The sequence below is a fragment of the Kitasatospora purpeofusca genome (assembly GCF_042691725.1).
GTDB classification, from domain to species: Bacteria; Actinomycetota; Actinomycetes; order Streptomycetales; family Streptomycetaceae; genus Kitasatospora; species Kitasatospora purpeofusca_B.
Map to the genome: position 1 here is coordinate 3,590,538 of NZ_CP170483.1, position 19,680 is coordinate 3,610,217.

At 72.4% G+C, this 19,680-nt stretch carries 16 protein-coding genes; all 16 read right to left on the reverse strand.

The annotated features are described in order from the left end of the window. Positions 1 to 22: 22 nt before the first annotated feature. The 16 genes from atpB to argS all read right to left on the reverse strand — a co-directional run bounded on the left by atpB (position 23) and on the right by argS (position 19,621). Entirely contained in the window at positions 23 to 835 is an 813-nt protein-coding gene (gene atpB, locus ACFCLZ_RS15010) for a F0F1 ATP synthase subunit A (protein ID WP_380285387.1), read from the reverse strand. A gap of 285 nt (positions 836 to 1,120) precedes the next feature. After that, positions 1,121 to 1,579, reverse strand: coding sequence for a hypothetical protein (locus tag ACFCLZ_RS15015; RefSeq protein ID WP_380285388.1), 459 nt, complete (start codon positions 1,577 to 1,579; stop codon positions 1,121 to 1,123). 295 nt (positions 1,580 to 1,874) lie between these two features. After that, positions 1,875 to 3,236: an MraY family glycosyltransferase gene (locus ACFCLZ_RS15020; protein ID WP_380285389.1), complete on the reverse strand. Its 1,362-nt coding sequence runs from the start codon at positions 3,234 to 3,236 to the stop codon at positions 1,875 to 1,877. 160 nt (positions 3,237 to 3,396) lie between these two features. After that, a complete protein-coding gene (gene glyA, locus ACFCLZ_RS15025) occupies positions 3,397 to 4,671 on the reverse strand; it encodes a serine hydroxymethyltransferase (protein WP_380285390.1) in 1,275 nt (424 codons plus the stop codon). A 192-nt stretch (positions 4,672 to 4,863) separates the two neighbouring features. After that, positions 4,864 to 5,505 carry a protein-tyrosine-phosphatase gene (locus tag ACFCLZ_RS15030; RefSeq protein ID WP_380286174.1) on the reverse strand — a complete coding sequence of 214 codons (642 nt, stop codon included), beginning with the start codon at positions 5,503 to 5,505 and terminating at the stop codon, positions 4,864 to 4,866. 29 nt (positions 5,506 to 5,534) lie between these two features. After that, positions 5,535 to 6,182: an L-threonylcarbamoyladenylate synthase gene (locus ACFCLZ_RS15035; protein ID WP_380285391.1), complete on the reverse strand. Its 648-nt coding sequence runs from the start codon at positions 6,180 to 6,182 to the stop codon at positions 5,535 to 5,537. A 37-nt stretch (positions 6,183 to 6,219) separates the two neighbouring features. Further along, a complete protein-coding gene (gene prmC, locus ACFCLZ_RS15040) occupies positions 6,220 to 7,086 on the reverse strand; it encodes a peptide chain release factor N(5)-glutamine methyltransferase (RefSeq protein ID WP_380285392.1) in 867 nt (288 codons plus the stop codon). 58 nt (positions 7,087 to 7,144) lie between these two features. Beyond that, positions 7,145 to 8,221, reverse strand: coding sequence for a peptide chain release factor 1 (gene prfA / locus ACFCLZ_RS15045; protein WP_380285393.1), 1,077 nt, complete (start codon positions 8,219 to 8,221; stop codon positions 7,145 to 7,147). A gap of 136 nt (positions 8,222 to 8,357) precedes the next feature. Next, the gene (gene rpmE, locus ACFCLZ_RS15050; protein ID WP_380285394.1) at positions 8,358 to 8,579 is read right to left on the reverse strand and encodes a 50S ribosomal protein L31; all 222 of its coding nucleotides are present in this window, start codon (positions 8,577 to 8,579) and stop codon (positions 8,358 to 8,360) included. Positions 8,580 to 8,748: 169 nt separating this feature from the next. Continuing rightward, complete coding sequence (locus tag ACFCLZ_RS15055) at positions 8,749 to 9,852, reverse strand: LCP family protein (RefSeq protein ID WP_380285395.1); 1,104 nt, start codon at positions 9,850 to 9,852, stop codon at positions 8,749 to 8,751. 139 nt (positions 9,853 to 9,991) lie between these two features. Continuing rightward, complete coding sequence (rho, locus tag ACFCLZ_RS15060; protein ID WP_380285396.1) at positions 9,992 to 12,067, reverse strand: transcription termination factor Rho; 2,076 nt, start codon at positions 12,065 to 12,067, stop codon at positions 9,992 to 9,994. A 581-nt stretch (positions 12,068 to 12,648) separates the two neighbouring features. Next, positions 12,649 to 13,584, reverse strand: coding sequence for a homoserine kinase (thrB, locus tag ACFCLZ_RS15065; protein WP_380285397.1), 936 nt, complete (start codon positions 13,582 to 13,584; stop codon positions 12,649 to 12,651). A gap of 357 nt (positions 13,585 to 13,941) precedes the next feature. Then, positions 13,942 to 15,039, reverse strand: a complete 1,098-nt coding sequence (thrC, locus tag ACFCLZ_RS15070; protein ID WP_380285398.1) for a threonine synthase — start codon at positions 15,037 to 15,039, stop codon at positions 13,942 to 13,944. 9 nt (positions 15,040 to 15,048) lie between these two features. After that, a complete protein-coding gene (locus ACFCLZ_RS15075; RefSeq protein ID WP_380285399.1) occupies positions 15,049 to 16,341 on the reverse strand; it encodes a homoserine dehydrogenase in 1,293 nt (430 codons plus the stop codon). A 136-nt stretch (positions 16,342 to 16,477) separates the two neighbouring features. Continuing rightward, a complete protein-coding gene (gene lysA, locus ACFCLZ_RS15080) occupies positions 16,478 to 17,872 on the reverse strand; it encodes a diaminopimelate decarboxylase (RefSeq protein ID WP_380285400.1) in 1,395 nt (464 codons plus the stop codon). Positions 17,873 to 17,959: 87 nt separating this feature from the next. Continuing rightward, positions 17,960 to 19,621: an arginine--tRNA ligase gene (gene argS, locus ACFCLZ_RS15085; RefSeq protein WP_380285401.1), complete on the reverse strand. Its 1,662-nt coding sequence runs from the start codon at positions 19,619 to 19,621 to the stop codon at positions 17,960 to 17,962. Positions 19,622 to 19,680 lie beyond the last annotated feature (59 nt).

The following is a 19,680-nucleotide window of genomic DNA, read 5'->3' on the forward strand; positions in this document are numbered from 1 at the left end:
GAGGGCCGCAACGGCCCCTGGCTCAGTGCGCCTCTTCCAGGGCACCGGCGATGTAGCTGCTGGCCAGCATCACGAAGATGTAGGCCTGCAGGAACTGGACCAGCAGCTCGAAGGCGGTCAGGCCGACGGCGACGATGAACGAGGCCGAGCCGTACAGCGCGCCCAGGGTCGGGCTGAGCAGGTACCAGGAGGCGATGGAGAACATCACGATCAGCAGGTGGCCGGCGAACATGTTCGCGAAGGCTCGGACCGCGAGCGTGAAGGGGCGCACGAAGATGTTCGAGAAGAACTCGATCGGCACCAGGATGAACATGACCCAGCCGGGAATGCCCGAGGGCCAGCAGAGGTTCTTGAGACCGCCGACGAAGCCGTGCTTCTTGAAGGTCAGCGTCATGTAGGTGATCCACACGACCGCGGCCAGACCGGCCGGGAACGCGATCGCCGCCGTCACCGGGAACTGGGCGAACGGGATGACCGACATGATGTTCAGCAGCCACACGAAGAAGAACATCGAGACCAGCATCGGGACGTACTTCTCGCCCTTTTTGCCGATCGTCTCCAGCACGATGGAGCGCTTGACGAAGTCGTAGCCGATCTCACCGACCAGCTGCAGCTTGCCCGGGACCAGCTTCGGCTTGGCGAACGCGGCCCAGAAGAACACGACGACCAGCGAGGCAACGATGATCGAGAGCAGCATCGGCTTGTTGAAGTCGAAGCTGCCGATCGAGAAGATCGGCTCGAACTGGAACTCGTTCAGGCCCGGGGCCGGGAAGCCGCAGCCAGCGTCCCCGAAGTGGCAACTGCCTGAGGCGAGGGACGTGAGTTCAGCACTCACCACGGACTCCTTCGTCGTGACGCATGGTTACGGCAACCTCGCTGTGTCGGCGTGGCCTGCGACCACGGAGCGGCACTGGAACTTGATGGGTTTCTCGCCGACCCCGCGCGCCAGTGCGCTGCACCGGAGCGGGATCATCGAAGACTGCGCGGATCCGGGGGGCGATCGGTCCGCCGTGCGGACAGACCAGGCCTCTTCCCGTACTCCGTTGTTGCGACGGACGATAGCAGCCCGTCAGCGCGGCATAAACACCGCCCCCCTCGTTGGGGGGACAGTGGGGCGTCGTCACTGTTGACGCCCCTTGTCGGACGGCTTCCCGGCCTTCGTTTCGGAGGCGTCGGGGCCGGAGGCGTCGGGATCGACGTAGAAGGTCTTGGCCTTCAGCGCGCCGCGGACCTGGAACCCGGTCCAGATCAGCGCGCAGCCGAGCAGGGTGAAGGCGAACGCCTGCCGGTTGAAGAGGTCGGTGTCCTTGAACACCGCCAGCACGATGCCGACCAGCAGGATCTGCGTGGTGTACACCAGCAGCGCGGCGGCCATCAGGATGTGCGGGTTCGACCTGGTCAGTCGGTCGAGGGCGACCTGCCCGAAGGTGAAGAAGGCCATCACCAGAAGGGCGCCGAAGAGCGCGCCGAGCAGGCCCTTGCCCCCGGCGACGGCGAAGGAGATCGCCATCGCGATGACTCCGGCGGCCGCAGTGGGGATCGCGGCGCCTCGGAGGATCCGGGCGTCGTTGGACGGCATGTCGGCAGCTCCGGCGGGCATGTCGATGTGGCGGGGGGACGGGCAGAGAAACGCGGTGGGTGACACCGGACCGGGACCGCCGCGGGCCGGCCGCTCGACGGCGAGCCCGTCGAGGGAGACCCGCCAGGGACGGAAGTCATCCACCTGTCAGGTCTTTCGGCGTGTTCTCGGTACTCGTGAACGGTATCACAAACTATTTGATGAGAGCTTTACCATGAATGTGTGGCACCTGTCACACCGGCGGCCCGGAAGTGCCGCCGGACGGGTGACGGCGCTTGACGGATCATCACCTCCGCTAGCGGCCCCGGCCGTTGCCGTGGCCACGCCCGGTGATCGCCGACGAGCCCTTCGCCACCCCGCCGAGCAGCCGCTTGTCCTCGGCCGACAGCTCCGCCATCGGTTCGGAGGCCGTACGCCCGGCCGAGTCGGCGGTGAGTTCCCCACCCTCCGTGACCGGGGCCTCGACGGCCTCGGCACCGGCCCGCGGACGGCGGCGGCGGTAGCGCGGCGGCACGAAGGCCTGCACCGCGCGCGGGGCCCGCGGCCGGAACTGCGGGGTGAGCAGCACCACCAGGCCGACCAGGCAGAGCCCGGCCAGCATGAGGACGACGGTACGGCCGGTGTTGGTGACCGAGAAGGCGACGGTCCCGAACGCGATCAGCGCGGCCCAGAAGTACATGATCAGTACGGCGCGGCTGTGCGAGTGGCCGACCTGGAGCAGTCGGTGGTGCAGGTGGCGCTTGTCGGCGGCGAACGGGGACTGGCCCGCCCAGGTGCGGCGGACCACCGCGAGCAGCAGGTCCGCCAGCGGCAGCGCGATGACCGTCAGCGGCAGCAGCAGCGGGATGTAGATCGGCACCAGGGCGTGCACGGTGGCGGTCTGCGACCCCAGCTCGCTGGTGATGAGGTCGGGGTCGACCCGGCCGGTGATGGAGATCGCGGCGACGGCCAGCATCAGCCCGAGCATCATCGAGCCGGAGTCGCCCATGAAGATCCGGGCCGGGTGCATGTTGTGCGCCAGGAAGCCCAGGCACATGCCGATCAGCAGCACGCTGAACAGCACGGCGGGGGCGGCGTCGGTGATCGTGTAGCCGTACCAGAGCCGGTAGGAGTACAGGAAGAAGGCCATCGCGGCGATGCAGACCATGCCGCCGGCCAGGCCGTCCAGGCCGTCGATGAAGTTCACCGCGTTGACCATGACGACGACCATGACCACCGAGATGACCATGCCCTGGGTGGGGCTCACCGCGACCGGGCCGAAGCCCGGCACCGGCAGGGTGATCACCGTGACGCCCTGCCAGACCATCACACCGGCGGCGATCATCTGGCCGCCGAGCTTCACCAGGGCGTCCACGCCCCACTTGTCGTCCAGCACGCCGAGCAGCCACATGATGCCGGCGCCGGAGAGCAGCGCCCGGATGTCGGTGCCCTGGGAGAACACCTTGCTCAGGTTGTCCAGCTGGGAGGCGACCAGGATGCCCGCGCAGAGTCCGCCGAACATCGCGATGCCGCCGAGCCGCGGCGTGGGCTCGCGGTGCACGTCGCGGGCGCGGACCGGGGGCATCGCCCCCGCCGCGATGGCGAACTTCCGGACCGGGCCGGTCAGCAGATAGGTGACGGCCGCGGTGCAGAACAGCACCAGCAGATACTCACGCACCACTGGCCTCCTGCAGCGCTGTCCGACGGGTGGGTACCGAAGGTACTCCCGTGCCTGTCCGGGGTTCGAGGTGCGTCGCCACGGCACACACCTTATTGAGTCCGACGCCGGGGGCGCGCATCGCGGTTCGCCCTACCGGGTAGGAGATTCGAACAACCGCTCAGCGGCGCCCGGCGAAGGCCCGCGCCAGCTCCCGGACCCGCTCCGCCACCCGGACGTCCGTGCCCTCGGCGAGCAGCCGTCCGATCAGTGCGGCGATCTCCGCCAGCTCCGCCTCGCCCATCCCCTGCGAGGTCACCGTACCGGTGCCGAGCCGGATCCCGGAGGCCTCGGACGGCGGCGCCTCGTCGTACGGCAGCGCGCACTTGCCGAGCAGCAGCCCGGCGGCCGCGCAGCGGCGCTCCGCCTCGGCGCCGCTGACCCCGAGCGGGCGGACGTCGGCGGTCACCAGATGGGTGTCGGTCCCGCCGGTCAGCGGGGGCGCCCCGGCCCGCGCGAGCCCCTCCGCGAGCACCCGCGCGCCGGCCACCGTGCGCTGCGCGTAGGCGCGGTAGGCGGGCGTCGCGGCCTCGGCCAGCGCGACGGCCTTGCCGGCCACCTCGTTCATCGCGGCGCCGCCCTGGCTGAACGGGAAGACCGCCCGGTCGACCCGCTCCGCCAGCTCCGCGGTGGACAGCAGCAGGCCTCCGCGCGGGCCGCGGAGCAGCTTGTGGGTGGCCGCCACGGTGACGTCCGCGTACGGCACCGGGGACGGCGCCAGGCCGGCCGCGATCAGCCCGGTGGTCTGCGCGGCGGCCGCCACCAGGTAGGCGTCCGTCTCGTCGGCGATCTCCCGGAAGGCGGCCCAGTCCGGGTGCCGCGGGTAGGAGATCGAACCGGCCACGATCGCCTTCGGGCGGTGCTGCAGGGCCAGCTCGCGCACCTGGTCGAGGTCGATCAGCCCGTCCTCGCGGCGCACCCCGTAGCCGACGAAGTCGAACCAGCGGCCGGAGAAGTTGGCCCGCGAGCCGCAGCTGAGGTGGCCGCCGTGCTCCAGCGACATCGCGAGCACCACGTCACCGGGGCGCAGCAGCGCGGCGTAGGCGGCCAGCATCGCCGAGGTGCCGGAGCGGGGCTGGACATTGGCGTGCGGGGCGGCGAACAGCGCGCGGGCCCGGTCGACCGCCAGCAGTTCGGCGGCGTCGGCGAGCGCGCAGCCGGTGTGGTGGCGGCGGCCGGGGTAGCCCTCGGCGTACTTGTCGATCAGCGGGCCGGTGAGGGCCGCCAGGACGGCCGCGCCGGTGAGGTTCTCCCCCGCCAGCAGCTGGATCGTCTCGGCCCGCCGTTCGGCCTCGGCGGCCAGTAGGTCGGCCAGCTGCGGATCGGCCCGGTACAGCGCCGCGGAGCGCGCCTCGGCGGTGTCGACGGGGCCGGTCGCGGCATCGGTGACGGTCATGGCGGGGCTCCCGGGCGCGTCGGGTCGGATTTCTCCAGCGTAGGACCGCCCCCGCGCCCCGGCACGGCGGCGCGTGCCGGGACCCCCCGGGTGGGCGCGCCGATGCCGCGAGGGGAGGCGCGAGGACGCCGTGGGGCGCGAGAGGGGGAAGGGGCGCCGGGAGGGGGACGTCACCGTCCCGGCGGGCCGCCGTCAGTGCAGTGCGGGGAGCCCGGTCAGGGCGGTGACCACCGGGTCGACGGCGTGGAATATCTCCTCGCCGCAGTTGCGGAACATCCCGATCGGCGCGCCGTAGGGGTCGTGCAGTTCGTCCGTCTCGGGGTCGGCGGCCAGCAGCCAGCCGCGCAGCGCGGCGGCGGCGCGGACCAGCGCGCGGGCGCGCTCGGTGACGTCCGCGCCGCGGCGGGGGTCCGGCAGGGTGCCCGGGTCGATGGTGCGGACCAGCCGGGTGAACTCCTTCAGCGTGAAGGTGCGCAGCCCCGCCTCGTGGCCCATCGAGATGACCTGGGCCCGGTGGTCCAGGGTCGCGGTGAGCACCAGGTCGGCCTCGACCACGTACTCGTCCAGCAGTTCGCGGCCGGTGAAGCCGCCGCTGTCGGCGCCGTACTCGTCCAGCACCGTGGCGGCGTGCTCCTCCATCGGCGCGCCCACGTGGCCCCAGGTGCCGGCCGACTCGACCAGGATCCGGCCGGCCACCCGGGGGTTGAGCCGGGTGTCCAGCTCACGCCGGGTGAGCCGCTCGGCGATCGGCGAACGGCAGATGTTGCCGGTGCAGACGTACAGGATCCGGAAGTGGTCCAGCGGCCTGGGGCCCACGCTCAGGTACGGCGATATGCCGGGCCCGGCATGGAGGGAGGCGGCCGTCAACTGCCGGCCTCCAGGTCGGGGACGACCTCCCTCAGCTGCTCGACGGAGATCGCGCCGGCCCGCAGCAGCACCGGCACCTTGCCCGTGACATCGACGATCGACGAGGCCTGGGCGTGGTCGGCGGTGCCGCCGTCCAGGTAGACCGAGATGGCGTCGCCGAGCTGCTGCTGGGCCTCGTCGCAGGTGGCCGGGGACGGGCCGCCGGTCCGGTTGGCGCTGGAGACGGCCATCGGCCCGGTGGCGTTCAGCAGCTCGATCGCGACCGGGTGCAGCGGCATCCGGACGGCGACCGTGCCCCGGGTGTCGCCGAGGTCCCAGCGCAGCGAGGGCTGGTGCTTGGCGACCAGGGTGAGGCCGCCCGGCCAGAAGGCGTCGACGAGCTCCCAGGCCTGCTCGGAGAAGTCGGTGACCAGGCCGTGCAGGGTGGTCGGCGAGCCGACCAGGACCGGCGAGGGCATGTTGCGGCCGCGGCCCTTGGCGGCGAGCAGGGCGCCCACGGCCTCCGGCGAGAAGGCGTCCGCGCCGACCCCGTACAGGGTGTCGGTGGGCAGCACGACGAGTTCGCCGCGGCGGATGGCCGAGGCGGCCTCGCGCAGGCCGGTGGCGCGGTCCCCGGTGTCGGCACAGTCGTAGCGGCGGCTCATCGGCGCGGTCCCCTTCCGGACGGGCTCATGGCGTGGTTCACAGCGACGCCTTGCGCGCCGTGGTGAAGCGGGGGCGGTTGTTGAGGTCGCGGTGGTCGGCGGCGTCGGTCCAGCCGCCTTCCTCGTTGAAGATCCACGGGACCTGTCCGCCCTGGGTGTCGGCGTGCTCGATCACCACGGCGCCGCCCGGGCGCAGCAGGCGGGCGGCGACCCGCTCGATGCCGCGGATGGTGTCGAGGCCGTCCTCGCCGGAGAACAGCGACATCTGCGGGTCGTGGTCGCGGGCTTCCGGCGCGACGTACTCCCACTCGGTGAGCGGGATGTACGGCGGGTTGGAGATGACCAGGTCGAAGCGGCCGTCCCAGGCGCGGTCGTCCTCGAAGGCCCGGGTGGCGTCGCCCTCGTGCAGGGTGACCCGGGCGCGGTCGGGCGAGGCCTCGATGTTGCGCCGGGTGTACGGCAGCGCGCCCCCGTCGAGCTCGAAGGCGTGCACGATGGAGCGCGGCAGCTCCTGGGCGAGGGCGAGCGCGATGGCGCCGGAGCCCGAGCACAGGTCGACCACCAGGGGCTCGGCGACGTCCATCTCGCGGACCGCGTCTATGGCCCACTCGACGACCGTCTCGGTCTCCGGGCGGGGCACGAACACGCCCGGGCCGACCGCCAGTTCGAGGTAGCGGAAGAAGGCCCGGCCGGTGATGTGCTGGAGCGGCTCGCGCGCCTCGCGGCGGGCGACGGCCTCCCAGTACCGGGCGTCGAAGTCGCCGTCCTGGACGGTGTGCAGCTGGCTGCGCTTGACGTTGTGGACGTGGGCGGCGAGCTCCTCCGCGTCGAAGCGCGGCGACGGCACGCCGGCCGCGGCCAACCGCTGGGTGGCCTGGGCCACCTCCGCGAGTAGCAGGTTCATCCGTACGACCTCTTGCTTCCGCTCTCCGGCATCGACGTCGGTCTCGTTGCGGCCGGTGTCAGTTCTGTTGGGCCGCGGCGAGCTTGGCCGCGGCGTCCGCATCGACGCAGGACTGGATGACCGGGGTCAGCTCGCCGTCCAGCACCTGGTCCAGGTTGTACGACTTGAAGCCCGTGCGGTGGTCCGAGATGCGGTTCTCCGGGTAGTTGTACGTCCGGATCCGCTCGGAACGGTCCACCGTGCGGACCTGGCTGCGGCGCGCGTCCGAGGCCTCCCGCTCGGCCTCCTCCTGCGCGGCGGCCAGCAGCCGCGAACGCAGGATGCGCATCGCCTGCTCCTTGTTCTGCAGCTGGCTCTTCTCGTTCTGGCAGGACGCCACGATACCGGTCGGCAGGTGGGTGATCCGGACCGCGGAGTCGGTGGTGTTGACCGACTGGCCGCCGGGGCCGGAGGAGCGGTACACGTCGATCCGCAGGTCGTTGGCGAGGATCTCGACCTCGACCTCCTCGGCCTCGGGGGTGACCAGCACGCCCGCCGCGGAGGTGTGGATGCGGCCCTGCGACTCGGTGGCGGGGACGCGCTGCACGCGGTGCACGCCGCCCTCGTACTTGAGCCGGGCCCAGACGCCCTGGCCGGGCTCGGCGTTGCCCTTGGTCTTCACGGCCACCGAGACGTCCTTGTAGCCGCCGAGGTCGGACTCGTTGGAGTCGATGATCTCGGTCTTCCAGCCGATCCGCTCGGCGTACCGCAGGTACATCCGGAGCAGGTCGCCGGCGAACAGCGCGGACTCCTCGCCGCCCTCGCCCGCCTTGATCTCCAGGATGACGTCCTTGTCGTCGCTCGGGTCGCGCGGGACGAGCAGCAGCCGCAGTTCCTCGGTCAGCTCCTCGCGGCGGGCCTCGCCGTCCTTCACCTCGGAGAGGAACTCCGGGTCCTCGGCGGCGAGTTCGCGGGCGGCCTCGATGTCGTCGCCGGCCAGCTTCCAGGCCCGGTAGACGCGGGTGATCGGGATCAGCTCGGCGTACCGCTTGGCCAGCTTGCGGGCGTTGGCCTGGTCGGCGTGGACGGACGGGTCGGCCAGCCTCGCCTCGAGGTCGGCGTGCTCGACGAGGAGCTCTTCGACTGCCTCGAACATGGGGTGGCCTTCTTCCCGGGGATCGTCGTGCGGGGGGGGTGGGTGCGCGGAGGTGCGGGGGGGGACGCGAACGGCGCCGGTCCCCAGCGCCCCCGGAACGAGTTCGGGGGCACCGGAAACCGGCGCCGAGGGAGCGCTAGGCCTTCGCGCTGTGCCGCTTGCCGAAGCGGGCCTCGAAGCGGGCCACGCGGCCACCGGTGTCGAGGATCTTCTGCTTGCCGGTGTAGAACGGGTGGCACTGCGAGCAGACCTCGGCGCGGATCTCGCCACTGGTCTCGGTCGAGCGGGTGGTGAACTCGGCACCGCAGGTGCAGGTCACACGGGTGACCACGTACTCGGGGTGAACGTTGGGCTTCAAGGGGTTCTCCTAGTGTTCGGGAGGGCACCGGGTCGGCGGCTGGAATGCCGCTCGTGAACCGGGACCGACGGTCCAGTCTGCCAGGACCGGCCGCTTCTTCCCAAACCGGGGGGCGCCCCGGGATATTCCGGACCCACGCCGGCGTTCCCCGCCCGCGCGCCCGCGCGCCTCACGGGCGCTTGGCGGGTGCCTTCGCCGGGGCCGTGGCGGGCGCGGTGGGGGTGGCCTGGGCGGGGTTCTGCGGCTGGGCGTCGACCACCGTCCGCGGCACCGGCCGGTCGGCCCCGAGGGCCGCCCAGAGCTGGTCCGCCTGCGGCTGCTGCTGGACCACCCGGTCCGGGTCGCTCGGCGCGGCCACCACCGGCAGGGTGACCATGGCGAGCTGGTCCGGCCCGATGCCCTTGAGCTCCTGGGCCAGCCCGACCAGCGCGTTCACCGAGGCGAGCGCGGAGTCGGTGGTGATCGAGCGGGTCAGGGTGTCGCCGACCGACCAGAGCTTGGCCGGGTTGGTCAGCAGTCCGACGCCGCCGGCCTGCTGGAGCAGCGAGCGGACCATCTGCTTCTGCAGCTCGATCCGGCCGAGGTCGCTGCCGTCGCCGACGCCGTGCCGGGTGCGGACGAAGGCGAGCGCCTGCTGCCCGTCCAGGTGGTGCTCACCGGCCGGGAGGTCCAGGCCGCTGTCCTTGTCGTGGATGGCCACCGTGGTCGTCACGGTGACCCCGCCTATCGCGTCCACCAGCCGGGCGAAGCCGGCGAAGTCCACCTCGACGTAGTGGTCCATCCGCAGCCCGCTGAGCTGTTCGGCGGTCTTCACCGCGCAGGCCGCGCCGCCGGCCTCGTAGGCGCTGTTGAACATCGCGCGCTTGGCGGCCGGCACGGCCTTGCCCTGCGCGTCGGTGCACTCGGGGCGCGGGACGAGGGTGTCGCGCGGGATGGACACCACGTCGGCGCGGGAGTGGTCCTGGCTGACGTGCACCACCATCGCGGTGTCCGAGCGGGCGGTGCCGCCGGTGTCGCCGCCGGCGAGGTCCGCGTTGCCGCCGGACCGCGAGTCGGAGCCGAGCACCAGCAGGTTGAAGGAGCCGTCGGTGGCGGCCGGCGGGCGGGCGGTGCCGAGCCGGGCGTCGATGTCGACGCTCCTGAGGTTGCCGTCCAGCCGCAGGTACGCGTACCCGGCCGCCCCGGCCCCGAGGACGACGAGCGCGGCGACGGCGCACGCGACCGCGCGCAGGAGCTTGCGACGGCGGCTCGGGACCCTCTTGTGTTCGGCCATACGGTCCAGAGTAAATCGGACAAGATGCCAAAAAGTCCCCCATCTGTCCCGAGTCTGGAACAAACGGGCCGGAAACGGCAGCGGGCCCCGGACCGCTCGCGCGGTCCGGGGCCCGGGTGCTGCTACGCCTCCTGCGGCGTCAGTCGCCCGACCCGGGGGTCGTCTTGGCGATCTGCATCAGGAACTCGGCGTTGCTCTTGGTCTGCTTCATCTTGTCCAGCAGCAGCTCGATCGCCTGCTGCGAGTCGAGCGCGTGCAGCACCCGGCGCAGCTTCCAGACGATGGCGAGCTCCTCGCCGCCGAGCAGGATCTCCTCCTTGCGGGTGCTGGAGGCGTCCACGTCCACGGCCGGGAAGATGCGCTTGTCCGAGAGCTTCCGGTCGAGCTTGAGCTCCATGTTGCCGGTGCCCTTGAACTCCTCGAAGATCACCTCGTCCATCCGCGAGCCGGTCTCGACCAGCGCGGTGGCCAGGATGGTCAGCGAGCCGCCGTTCTCGATGTTGCGCGCGGCGCCGAAGAACTTCTTCGGCGGGTACAGCGCGGTCGAGTCGACACCACCGGACAGGATGCGGCCGGAGGCCGGCGCCGCCAGGTTGTAGGCGCGGCCCAGGCGGGTGATCGAGTCCAGCAGGATCACCACGTCGTGGCCCAGCTCCACCAGGCGCTTGGCGCGCTCGATGGCCAGCTCGGCGACGGTGGTGTGGTCCTCCGCCGGGCGGTCGAAGGTCGAGGAGATGACCTCGCCCTTCACCGACCGCTGCATGTCGGTGACCTCTTCCGGACGCTCGTCGACCAGGACGACCATCAGGTGGCACTCGGGGTTGTTGTGGGTGATCGCGTTGGCGACCGCCTGCAGCACCATCGTCTTGCCGGTCTTCGGCGGCGCGACGATCAGACCGCGCTGGCCCTTGCCGATCGGCGACACCAGGTCGATGATCCGGGTGGTCAGCACGCCCGGGTCGGTCTCCAGGCGCAGCCGCTCCTGCGGGTAGAGCGGGGTCAGCTTGTTGAACTCGGGACGGCCGCGGCCGCTCTCCGGGTCCATGCCGTTGACCGAGTCCAGCCGCACCATGGCGTTGAACTTCTCGCGGCGCTCGCCCTCGCGCGGCTGGCGCACCGCACCGGTGATGGCGTCGCCCTTGCGCAGGCCGTTCTTGCGGACCTGGGCGAGCGAGACGTAGACGTCGTTCTGGCCCGGCAGGTAGCCGGAGGTGCGCACGAACGCGTAGTTGTCGAGGATGTCGAGGATGCCCGCGACCGGGATCAGGACGTCGTCCTCGCCGATCTGCGGCTCGGTGGGACTGGCCTCGAAGCCCTCGCGGCGACCCCGGCCCCGGCGGTCGCGGTAGCGGCCCCGGCGGCCGCGGCGGCCGTCGCCGAACTCGTCGTCCTCGAAGCCGCCCTGCGGCTGCGCCTGCGCCTGCGGCTGGGCCTGCTGGCCGCCCTGGCGGCCCTGCTGGGTCTCGCCCTGCTGCGGGGCCTGGCGGTCGGTGCGGTCACGGCGGTTGCGGCGGTCGCGGCGCGACTCGCGCCCGTCGCCGTCCTGGCCGACCGGGGCCTCGGCGGTCTCCTGGCGGCTCTCGCGCTCGCCGCCCTCGCGGCGGTCGCGGCGCTCGCGGCGGTCGCGGCGGGTCTCGCGGCCCTCCTCGCGGCCCTCGAAGGCGCGGGCGCCCTCGGTACGGGCCTCGGCCGGCTTGGCCTCGGTCACCACGGCGGCGGGCGCCTCGGCGGCGGTCTCGGCGACCGGGGCGCCGGCGGCCGAGGTGGCCCGGCGGCGGGTGCGCTCGGTACGGGCCGGCGCGGCGGCGGTCTCGGCCGCGGCCTGGACCGGGATCTCGATCTGGGCCTGCGCCTCGGCGGCGGCGGGGGCCTCGGCCCGGGCGGCGGCCTTGGTGGTCCGGCGGGCCGGCTTCTCGGCCGGCTCGGCGGTCTCCGCCTTGGCGGCGCGCTTGGCGGCCGGAGCGGCGGCGGCGCCGGCGAGCAGCGGGTCGCCGCCGCTCTTCTCCTTGATGGTCTCGATCAGCTGGCTCTTGCGCATGCGTCCGGTACCGGTGATGCCCAGGTCCGCGGCGAGCTTCTGCAGCTCGGCCAGGACCATGCCGTCCAGGCCCGCGGCGGCGGTACGACGGCGCCGCGCCGGGGCCGCGGGTGCGGCGGCTGCGTCGGACGCGTCGGCGTCCGGGCGCGCGCCCATCAGATCGGTGGTGTCGCTCACTAAGGGTCCTTCCCTGGAGCGGACGTCGGCCTGTCTGGCTCGGCGACCGGTTGTGCTGTCCTGACCAACGCTCGACTGCGTCGGTCCGAGGCGGTGATCCCCCGAATGGCGCTGGGTGCCAGTCGGGAGAGAGCTGCGAGGTGCGGTGCTTGAAGCACGGTGGTGCTGAGTGGCGTGGCGGGACGGCCGTACAACGACCCTCCCCCCGGCCGCCGGCCGGGAGGTGCCCCCACGATGCCTGCGAATCCCGGGCCCCCGTCGCGTGACGGTGGCCCGCGCTCCGCCCGTCCTGGCCTCGAGGTGGGAGGCCGCGGGTGGGAGTCAGGTGCCGTCACGGCTTCGGGATGCGACCGCAAGTCGCGCAGGCAGGCTGCGTACGCGCTGCGGTGGGCTCCCGGAGAATCGTCGCCCCGTACATCGCCGGGACTCCGCTGGTGCGGAGTGCTGGGATCGGGACGCGGCGCACCGAGCCCCGGAGGGCACCTGGTGCAGCAATGAGGTTAACACTACCGACCCCCTCAGACATTCCCCAGCCTTGCGCTTGCCAATCGTGTCCGGACGGTCCGGCCCGGACGGCGTGCTCAGACGCCCAGCGGGAGCACGGCGGCGCCGGTCCGGTCCAGTTCGAGCCGGTGCGCGGTGAACACCGGGCCGCCGGTGCCGTGGTCGCCGGCGAAGCCCAGGACCTTCTCCACCCCGGCCTCGTCGGTGAGCGCGAGCACGGTCGGGCCGGCGCCGGAGATCACCGCGGGCACGCCCTCGGCGCGCATCGCGGCCACCAGCGCGGCGCTGTCCGGCATCGCAGAGGCCCGGTAGTCCTGGTGGATCCGGTCCTCGGTGGCGGTCAGCAGCAGGTCCGGCCGCCGGGTCAGCGCCTCGACCAGCAGCGCGGACCGGCCGGCGTTGGCGGCGGCGTCGGCCAGCGGGACGGTCCTGGGCAGCAGGCCGCGGGCGGTCTCGGTGAGCACCTCGGTGCCCGGGACGAACACCACCGGGACGACCTCGGCGGACGGCTCCAGGGCGATCGCCCGGGCGGTGTCCTCCTCGGTCCACGCCACGGTGAAGTTGCCGCGCAGGCAGGCCGCCACGTTGTCCGGGTGACCCTCCAGCTCGGAGGCGAGGGCCAGCAGGGCGTCGTCGTCCAGGGCGGACGGGCCGCCGATGGTCACCGCGCGGGCGGCGACGATGCCGGCGCAGATCGCGGCGGACGAGGAGCCGAGGCCCCGGCCGTGCGGTATCCGGTTGGCGCAGACCACTTCGAGGCCGCGCGGCTGGCCGCCGAGGCGGTCGAAGGCGGCCCGCATCGAGCGGACCAGCAGATGACGCTCGTCACGCGGGAGCGTGTCGGCACCCTCGCCGGCGATGTCGACGCCGAGCCCGGAGTCGGCGACCCGGACGACCACGTCGTCGTACAGACCGAGCGCGAGTCCGAAGGCGTCGAAACCCGGGCCGAGGTTGGCGCTGGTCGCGGGAACCCGGACCCGGACGGCGGCGGCACGGAACGCAGGACCGGCCATGCGGTGGACTCTCCTGGGGAAATCGGGCGGCGCGAAGCGCGTCGGTGCGAGGGTGGGGAGCGGGCCGCGGGCCCCGGCCGGGGCGGACGGTCACAGTCGGTGGTGCGGCCCGCGACGGGGTCGGACCCGGGGCATGTGCCACACGGCCGGACCCAGAGTATCGAAGAGAGGTTCCACAGCGGTACACCCCGTGGGCCTTCGATCTGGTGTGTTGCCGGTTCTGGCCGGAATGCATGCGGGAATCGGATCGGAATGCGCCGGTAAATTGACACAAAAGTGTCAGTCGAGAACGCAAACCGGGCCGACCCCCGAAAGGGTCGGCCCGGTGGGGGCGGAGCCCCCGGAACGGCGGGGGGGCTAGTCGAGCAGGCCCAGGCGCCGGGCGGCGGCCTCCGGGTCGACCGGGACGATCTGCGGCTGCGGCGCGCCGGCCACCGCCCAGTCCGGGTCCTTGAGGCCGTTGCCGGTCACGGTGCAGACGATCCGCTGGCCCGGGTCGACCAGACCGGCCTCCGCCTTGGCCAGCAGACCGGCCACCGAGGCGGCCGAGGCGGGCTCCACGAAGACGCCCTCCTGGGAGGCCAACAGGCGGTAGGCGGAGAGGATCTGACGGTCCGTCACCTTGTCGATCAGGCCACCCGACTCGTCCCGCGCGGCGAGCGCGTAGTCCCAGGAGGCCGGGTTGCCGATCCGGATCGCGGTGGCGATGGTCTGCGGCTTGAGCACCGGGGCGCCGTCGACGATCGGGGCCGAGCCGGAGGCCTGGAAGCCCCACATCCGCGGCGTGCGGGTGGCCAGCCCGTCCGCCGCGTACTCGCGGTAGCCCTTCCAGTACGCGGTGATGTTGCCCGCGTTGCCCACCGGCAGCACGTGGATGTCCGGCGCGTCGCCGAGCATGTCGACGATCTCGAAGGCGGCGGTCTTCTGCCCCTCGATCCGCACCGGGTTCACCGAGTTGACCAGCGCCACCGGGTACTTCTCGGACAGTTCACGCGCAAGGGTGAGGCAGTCGTCGAAGTTCCCGTCCACCTGGAGGATCTTCGCGCCGTGCACCAGCGCCTGGCCCATCTTGCCCAGGGCGATCTTGCCCTGCGGGACGAGCACCGCCGACACCATCCGGGCCCGCACCGCGTACGCGGCGGCGGAGGCCGAGGTGTTGCCGGTGGAGGCGCAGATGACGGCCTGGGCGCCGTCCTCCTTCGCCTTGGAGATGGCCATCGTCATGCCGCGGTCCTTGAAGGACCCGGTCGGGTTGGCGCCCTCGACCTTGAGGTAGACCTCGCAGCCGGTGCGCTCGGAGAGCACCTGGGCGGGGACCAGCGGGGTGCCGCCCTCCAGCAGGGTGACCACCGGGGTCGCCGCGCTGACCGGCAGGCGGTCCCGGTACTCCTCGATCAGGCCCCGCCACTGGCGGGTGTGGGTGCCACGGGCGGCGTTCTCGGCAACGCTGCTCATCATCTGTTCCTATTCCCCTTCGACCCGCATGATGCTGGCCACGTCGCGCACGCTGTCGAGTGCGCGGAGCTTGTCGACCGTCGCCGACAGCGCGGCGTCGGTGGCGCGGTGGGTGACCACGACGAGCGAGGCGTCGCCGTCGCGGCCCTGCTGGCGCACGGTGTCGATGGAGACGCCGTGCTCGGCGAAGACCGAGGCGACCTGGGCGAGCACGCCCGCGCGGTCGTCGACGTCCAGGCTGACGTGGTAGCGGGTGACGACCTCGTCCATCGGCTTGGCCGGCAGCTGCGTGTACACCGAGTCGCCGGGGCCGGTGGCACCGGCGAGCTTGTTGCGGCAGACCGCGACGAGGTCGCCGAGGACCGCGGAGGCGGTCGGCGCGCCGCCCGCGCCCGGGCCGTAGAACATCAGCCGGCCGGCCGCCTCGGCCTCCACGAACACCGCGTTGTACGCCTCGCGGACCGAGGCCAGCGGGTGCGACAGCGGGATCATCGCCGGATGGACGCGCGCGGTGACCGACTCGCCGTCGGCGGCCCGCTCGCAGATCGCCAGCAGCTTGACCACGCAGCCCATCGCCTTGGCGGAGGCGATGTCGGCCGCGGTGACCTCGGTGAGGCCCTCGCGGTAGACGTCCGCCGCGGTCACCTTGGTGTGGAAGGCGATGCCGGCCAGGATCGCGGCCTTGGCGGCGGCGTCGAAGCCCTCGACGTCGGCGGTCGGGTCGGCCTCGGCGTACCCGAGCGCGGTGGCCTCCTCCAGCGCCTCCGAGTACCCGGCGCCGGTGCTGTCCATCTTGTCGAGGATGAAGTTGGTGGTGCCGTTGACGATGCCCAGCACCCGGTTGACCCGGTCGCCGGCCAGCGACTCGCGCAGCGGGCGCAGCAGCGGGATCGCACCGGCCACCGCGGCCTCGTAGTAGAGGTCCACGCCGGCCGCGGCGGCGGCCGCGTGCAGCTCGGTGCCGTCCTTGGCCAGCAGCGCCTTGTTGGCGCTGACCACCGAGGCGCCGCCCCGGAACGCCGACAGGATGAGGTGTTTGGACGGCTCGATGCCGCCCACGACCTCGATCACCACGTCGATGTCGCCCCGGTTGACCAGCGCCTCGGCATCGGTGGTGAGCAGGTGCTCGGGCACCCCCGGGCGGGGGCGGCCCGCCCGGCGCACCGCGATGCCGGCGAGCTCGACCGGCGCGCCGATGCGCGCGGCGAGGTCGGCGGCGTCTGTCGTCATGATGCGCGCCACCTCGGAGCCCACCACACCACAGCCCAGCAACGCCACCTTCAGCGGCCGCGTACGCATCATCCGACTCCGCTCATCCATCGTGCTTCGGTCGTTCCGGCGGGATTTTCGGGGGCCCGCCGGACTTTCGGTTCCTACCAGTCTCCGGGACTTTCCGTACGGATCTACGGTCGTTCCATGATCTGAGACAAGGATTTCGTCATCCGATATCGAGACGCAGGAGATCCTCCTCCGTCTCGCGCCGGACGATCACCCGGGCCGCGCCGTCCCGGACGGCGAGCACGGGGGGCTTGAGGGCGTGGTTGTAGTTGCTCGCCATGGAGCGGCAGTAGGCGCCGGTGGCGGGCACCGCGATGAGGTCGCCGGGGGCGAGGTCGGCCGGCAGGAAGGCGTCCCGCACGACGATGTCGCCGGACTCGCAGTGCTTGCCGACCACCCGGACCAGCATCGGCTCGGCCTCGCTGGTGCGCGACACCAGGGCCACCGAGTACTCGGCGTCGTACAGCGCGGTGCGGATGTTGTCGGACATCCCGCCGTCCACGCTGACGTAGGTGCGCAGGCCCTCCAGCGGCTTGACCGTGCCGACCTCGTACAGGGTGAACGCGGTCGGGCCGACGATCGCCCGGCCCGGCTCCACGCTCAGCCGGGGCGCGGCGAGGTTCGCGGCGGCGCACTCGCGGCGCACGATCTCGGCCAGCGCGACGGCGATCTCGGCCGGCTCGCGCGGGTCGTCGTCGCTGGTGTAGGCGATGCCCAGGCCGCCGCCGAGGTCGATCTCGGGCAGCTCGACGCCGTGCTCGTCGCGGATCGACGCCAGCAGGCCGACCACCCGGCGGGCGGCCACCTCGAAGCCGGCGGTGTCGAAGATCTGCGAGCCGATGTGCGAGTGGATGCCGCGCAGTTCCAGGCTCGCGCCGTGCGCCAGCACCCGGCGGACCGCCTCGGCGGCCGCTCCCCCGGTCAGCGAGAGGCCGAACTTCTGGTCCTCGTGCGCGGTGGCGATGAACTCGTGGGTGTGCGCCTCGACGCCGACGGTGATCCGGATCAGCACCGGCTGGCGCACGCCCTGGTGGCCGGCGATCGCCGCCAGCCGCTCGATCTCCTCGTAGGAGTCGACCACGACGCGTCCGACCCCGGACTTCACCGCGTGCTCCAGCTCGTCCACCGACTTGTTGTTGCCGTGCAGCGCGATCCGCTCCGGCGGCATCCCGGCGGCCAGCGCCACGGCCAGCTCGCCCGGGCTGCACACGTCGAGGTCGAGGCCCTCCTCGTGCAGCCAGCGCACGACCGCCTTGGACAGGAAGGCCTTGCCCGCGTAGAAGACGTCGGCGCCGGTGCCGAAGGCCTCGCGCCAGGCGCGCGCCCGGGCCCGGAAGTCGGCCTCGTCCATGACGTACGCCGGGGTGCCGAACTCGGCGGCCAGACGCTTCACGTCGACCCCGCCGACCGTGACCACGCCCTCGGCGTCACGGGCGACGGTCCGGGACCAGACCTTGGGGTCGAGCGCGTTCAGGTCGCTCGGCGGCGCCTGGTAGTGGCCCTCGGGCAGGACGTCGCCGTGCCGGGGGCCTGCGGGGTGTGCGGAGCGAGACATGTTCGTTGTTCCCTCGACCTATGGCGAGGGGCGGCGACGGTCCCCGTTGACCGTCCGCCGCCCCCGCTGTGCACATGGGGGTGGTGCCTACATCCGCTCGGGCGCCGAGACGCCCAGCAGCGTCAGACCGTTCGCGATCACCGTGCGTGTCGCGTCGGCGAGCCAGAGCCGGGCGTGTGTGAGGTCGGTGACCTCCTCGTCGCCCCGCGGCAGGATGCGGCAGTTGTCGTAGAAGCGGTGGTACTTGGCCGCGAGGTCCTCCAGGTACGTCGCGACGCGGTGCGGCTCGCGCAGTTCGCCGGCCGAGGCCAGCACGCGCGGGAACTCACCGAGGTGGCCGAGCAGGTCGGACTCCCACTCGGTGGCCAGCAGCTCCGGTTTGAAGTCCTCGGCCGCGCCGCGCGAGATGCCCTGCTCGTCGGCGTTGCGCTGGACCGCGCACATCCGGGAGTGGGCGTACTGGACGTAGTACACCCGGTTCTCGTTGGTCTGGCTGGTCAGGATGTTGATGTCGAGCGTGATGGTGGAGTCGGTGGAGGAGCGCGCCAGGGTGTAGCGGGCCGCGTCCACGCCGATCCACTCGACGACGTCGTCGATCGTGATGATGTTGCCGGCCCGCTTGGACATGCGGACCTCTTCGCCGTCGCGAAGCATCTTCACGAACTGGCCGATCCTCACCTCGATGTTGTGGTTCATGTCGTCGCCCGCGCAGGCCGCGATGGCCTTGAGGCGGTTGACGTAGCCGTGGTGGTCGGCGCCCAGCATGTAGAGCGCGACCTCGGTGCCGCGGTCCCGCTTGGACAGGTAGTACGCGGCGTCGGCCGCGAAGTAGGTGGTGTCGCCGTCGGCCTTGACCAGGACGCGGTCCTTGTCGTCGCCGAAGTCGGTGGTGCGCAGCCAGACGGCGCCGTCCTGCTCGAAGACGTGGCCCTGCTCGCGCAGCCGGTCGATGGCCGTGCCGACGGCGCCGGAGTCGTGCAGCGACTTCTCCGAGAACCAGACGTCGAAGTGGGTGCCGAACTCGTCCATCGAGCGCTTGATCTCGGCGACCATGAGCGCGAGGCCCTCGGCGCGGAAGAGCTGGAGCTGCTCGTCCTCGGACTTCTCCAGCAGGCCCGGGACGGCCTCGGTGATCGTCTTGGCGATGTCGACGATGTACTCGCCGACGTAGCCGCCCTCCGGCACCTCGCGGCCGTTCGCGGCGGCCTGCAGCGAGGCGGCGAACTTGCCGATCTGCACGCCGGCGTCGTTGAGGTAGTACTCGGTGGTGACGTCGGCGCCACAGGCCCGCAGGACGCGCGCCAGCGAGTCGCCGACGGCCGCCCAGCGCACGCCGCCGATGTGGATCGGGCCGGTCGGGTTGGCGGAGACGAACTCCAGGTTGATGTTCAGGCCGGCGAGGTCCTGGTTGCGGCCGTAGGCCTCGCCCGCCTCGACGATGGTGCGCGCCAGCGCGCCGGCGGTGGCGGTGTCCAGGGTGATGTTCAGGAAGCCCGGGCCGGCGATGTCGACCTTGGCGACGCCGGTGATCCCTCGCAGGCGGTCGGCCAGCACCTCGGCAACGGCTCGCGGCGGCCGGCCGGCCGACTTCGCGAGCTGGAGGGCCACGTTGGTCGCGTAGTCGCCGTGGTCCCTGTTCTTGGGCCGCTCGACCGTCACGTGCTCGGGCACGGCGACGGCCAGCTCGCCCGCCTCGACGGCGGCGCTCACTGCGGCCTGGACTGCCTGGGAAAGCTCTGCGGGGGTCACGACGCCAAGCGTAGGCGAGAGGGGGAGGGCGCCCGCCACCCGGTTTACCGGTTGAGACG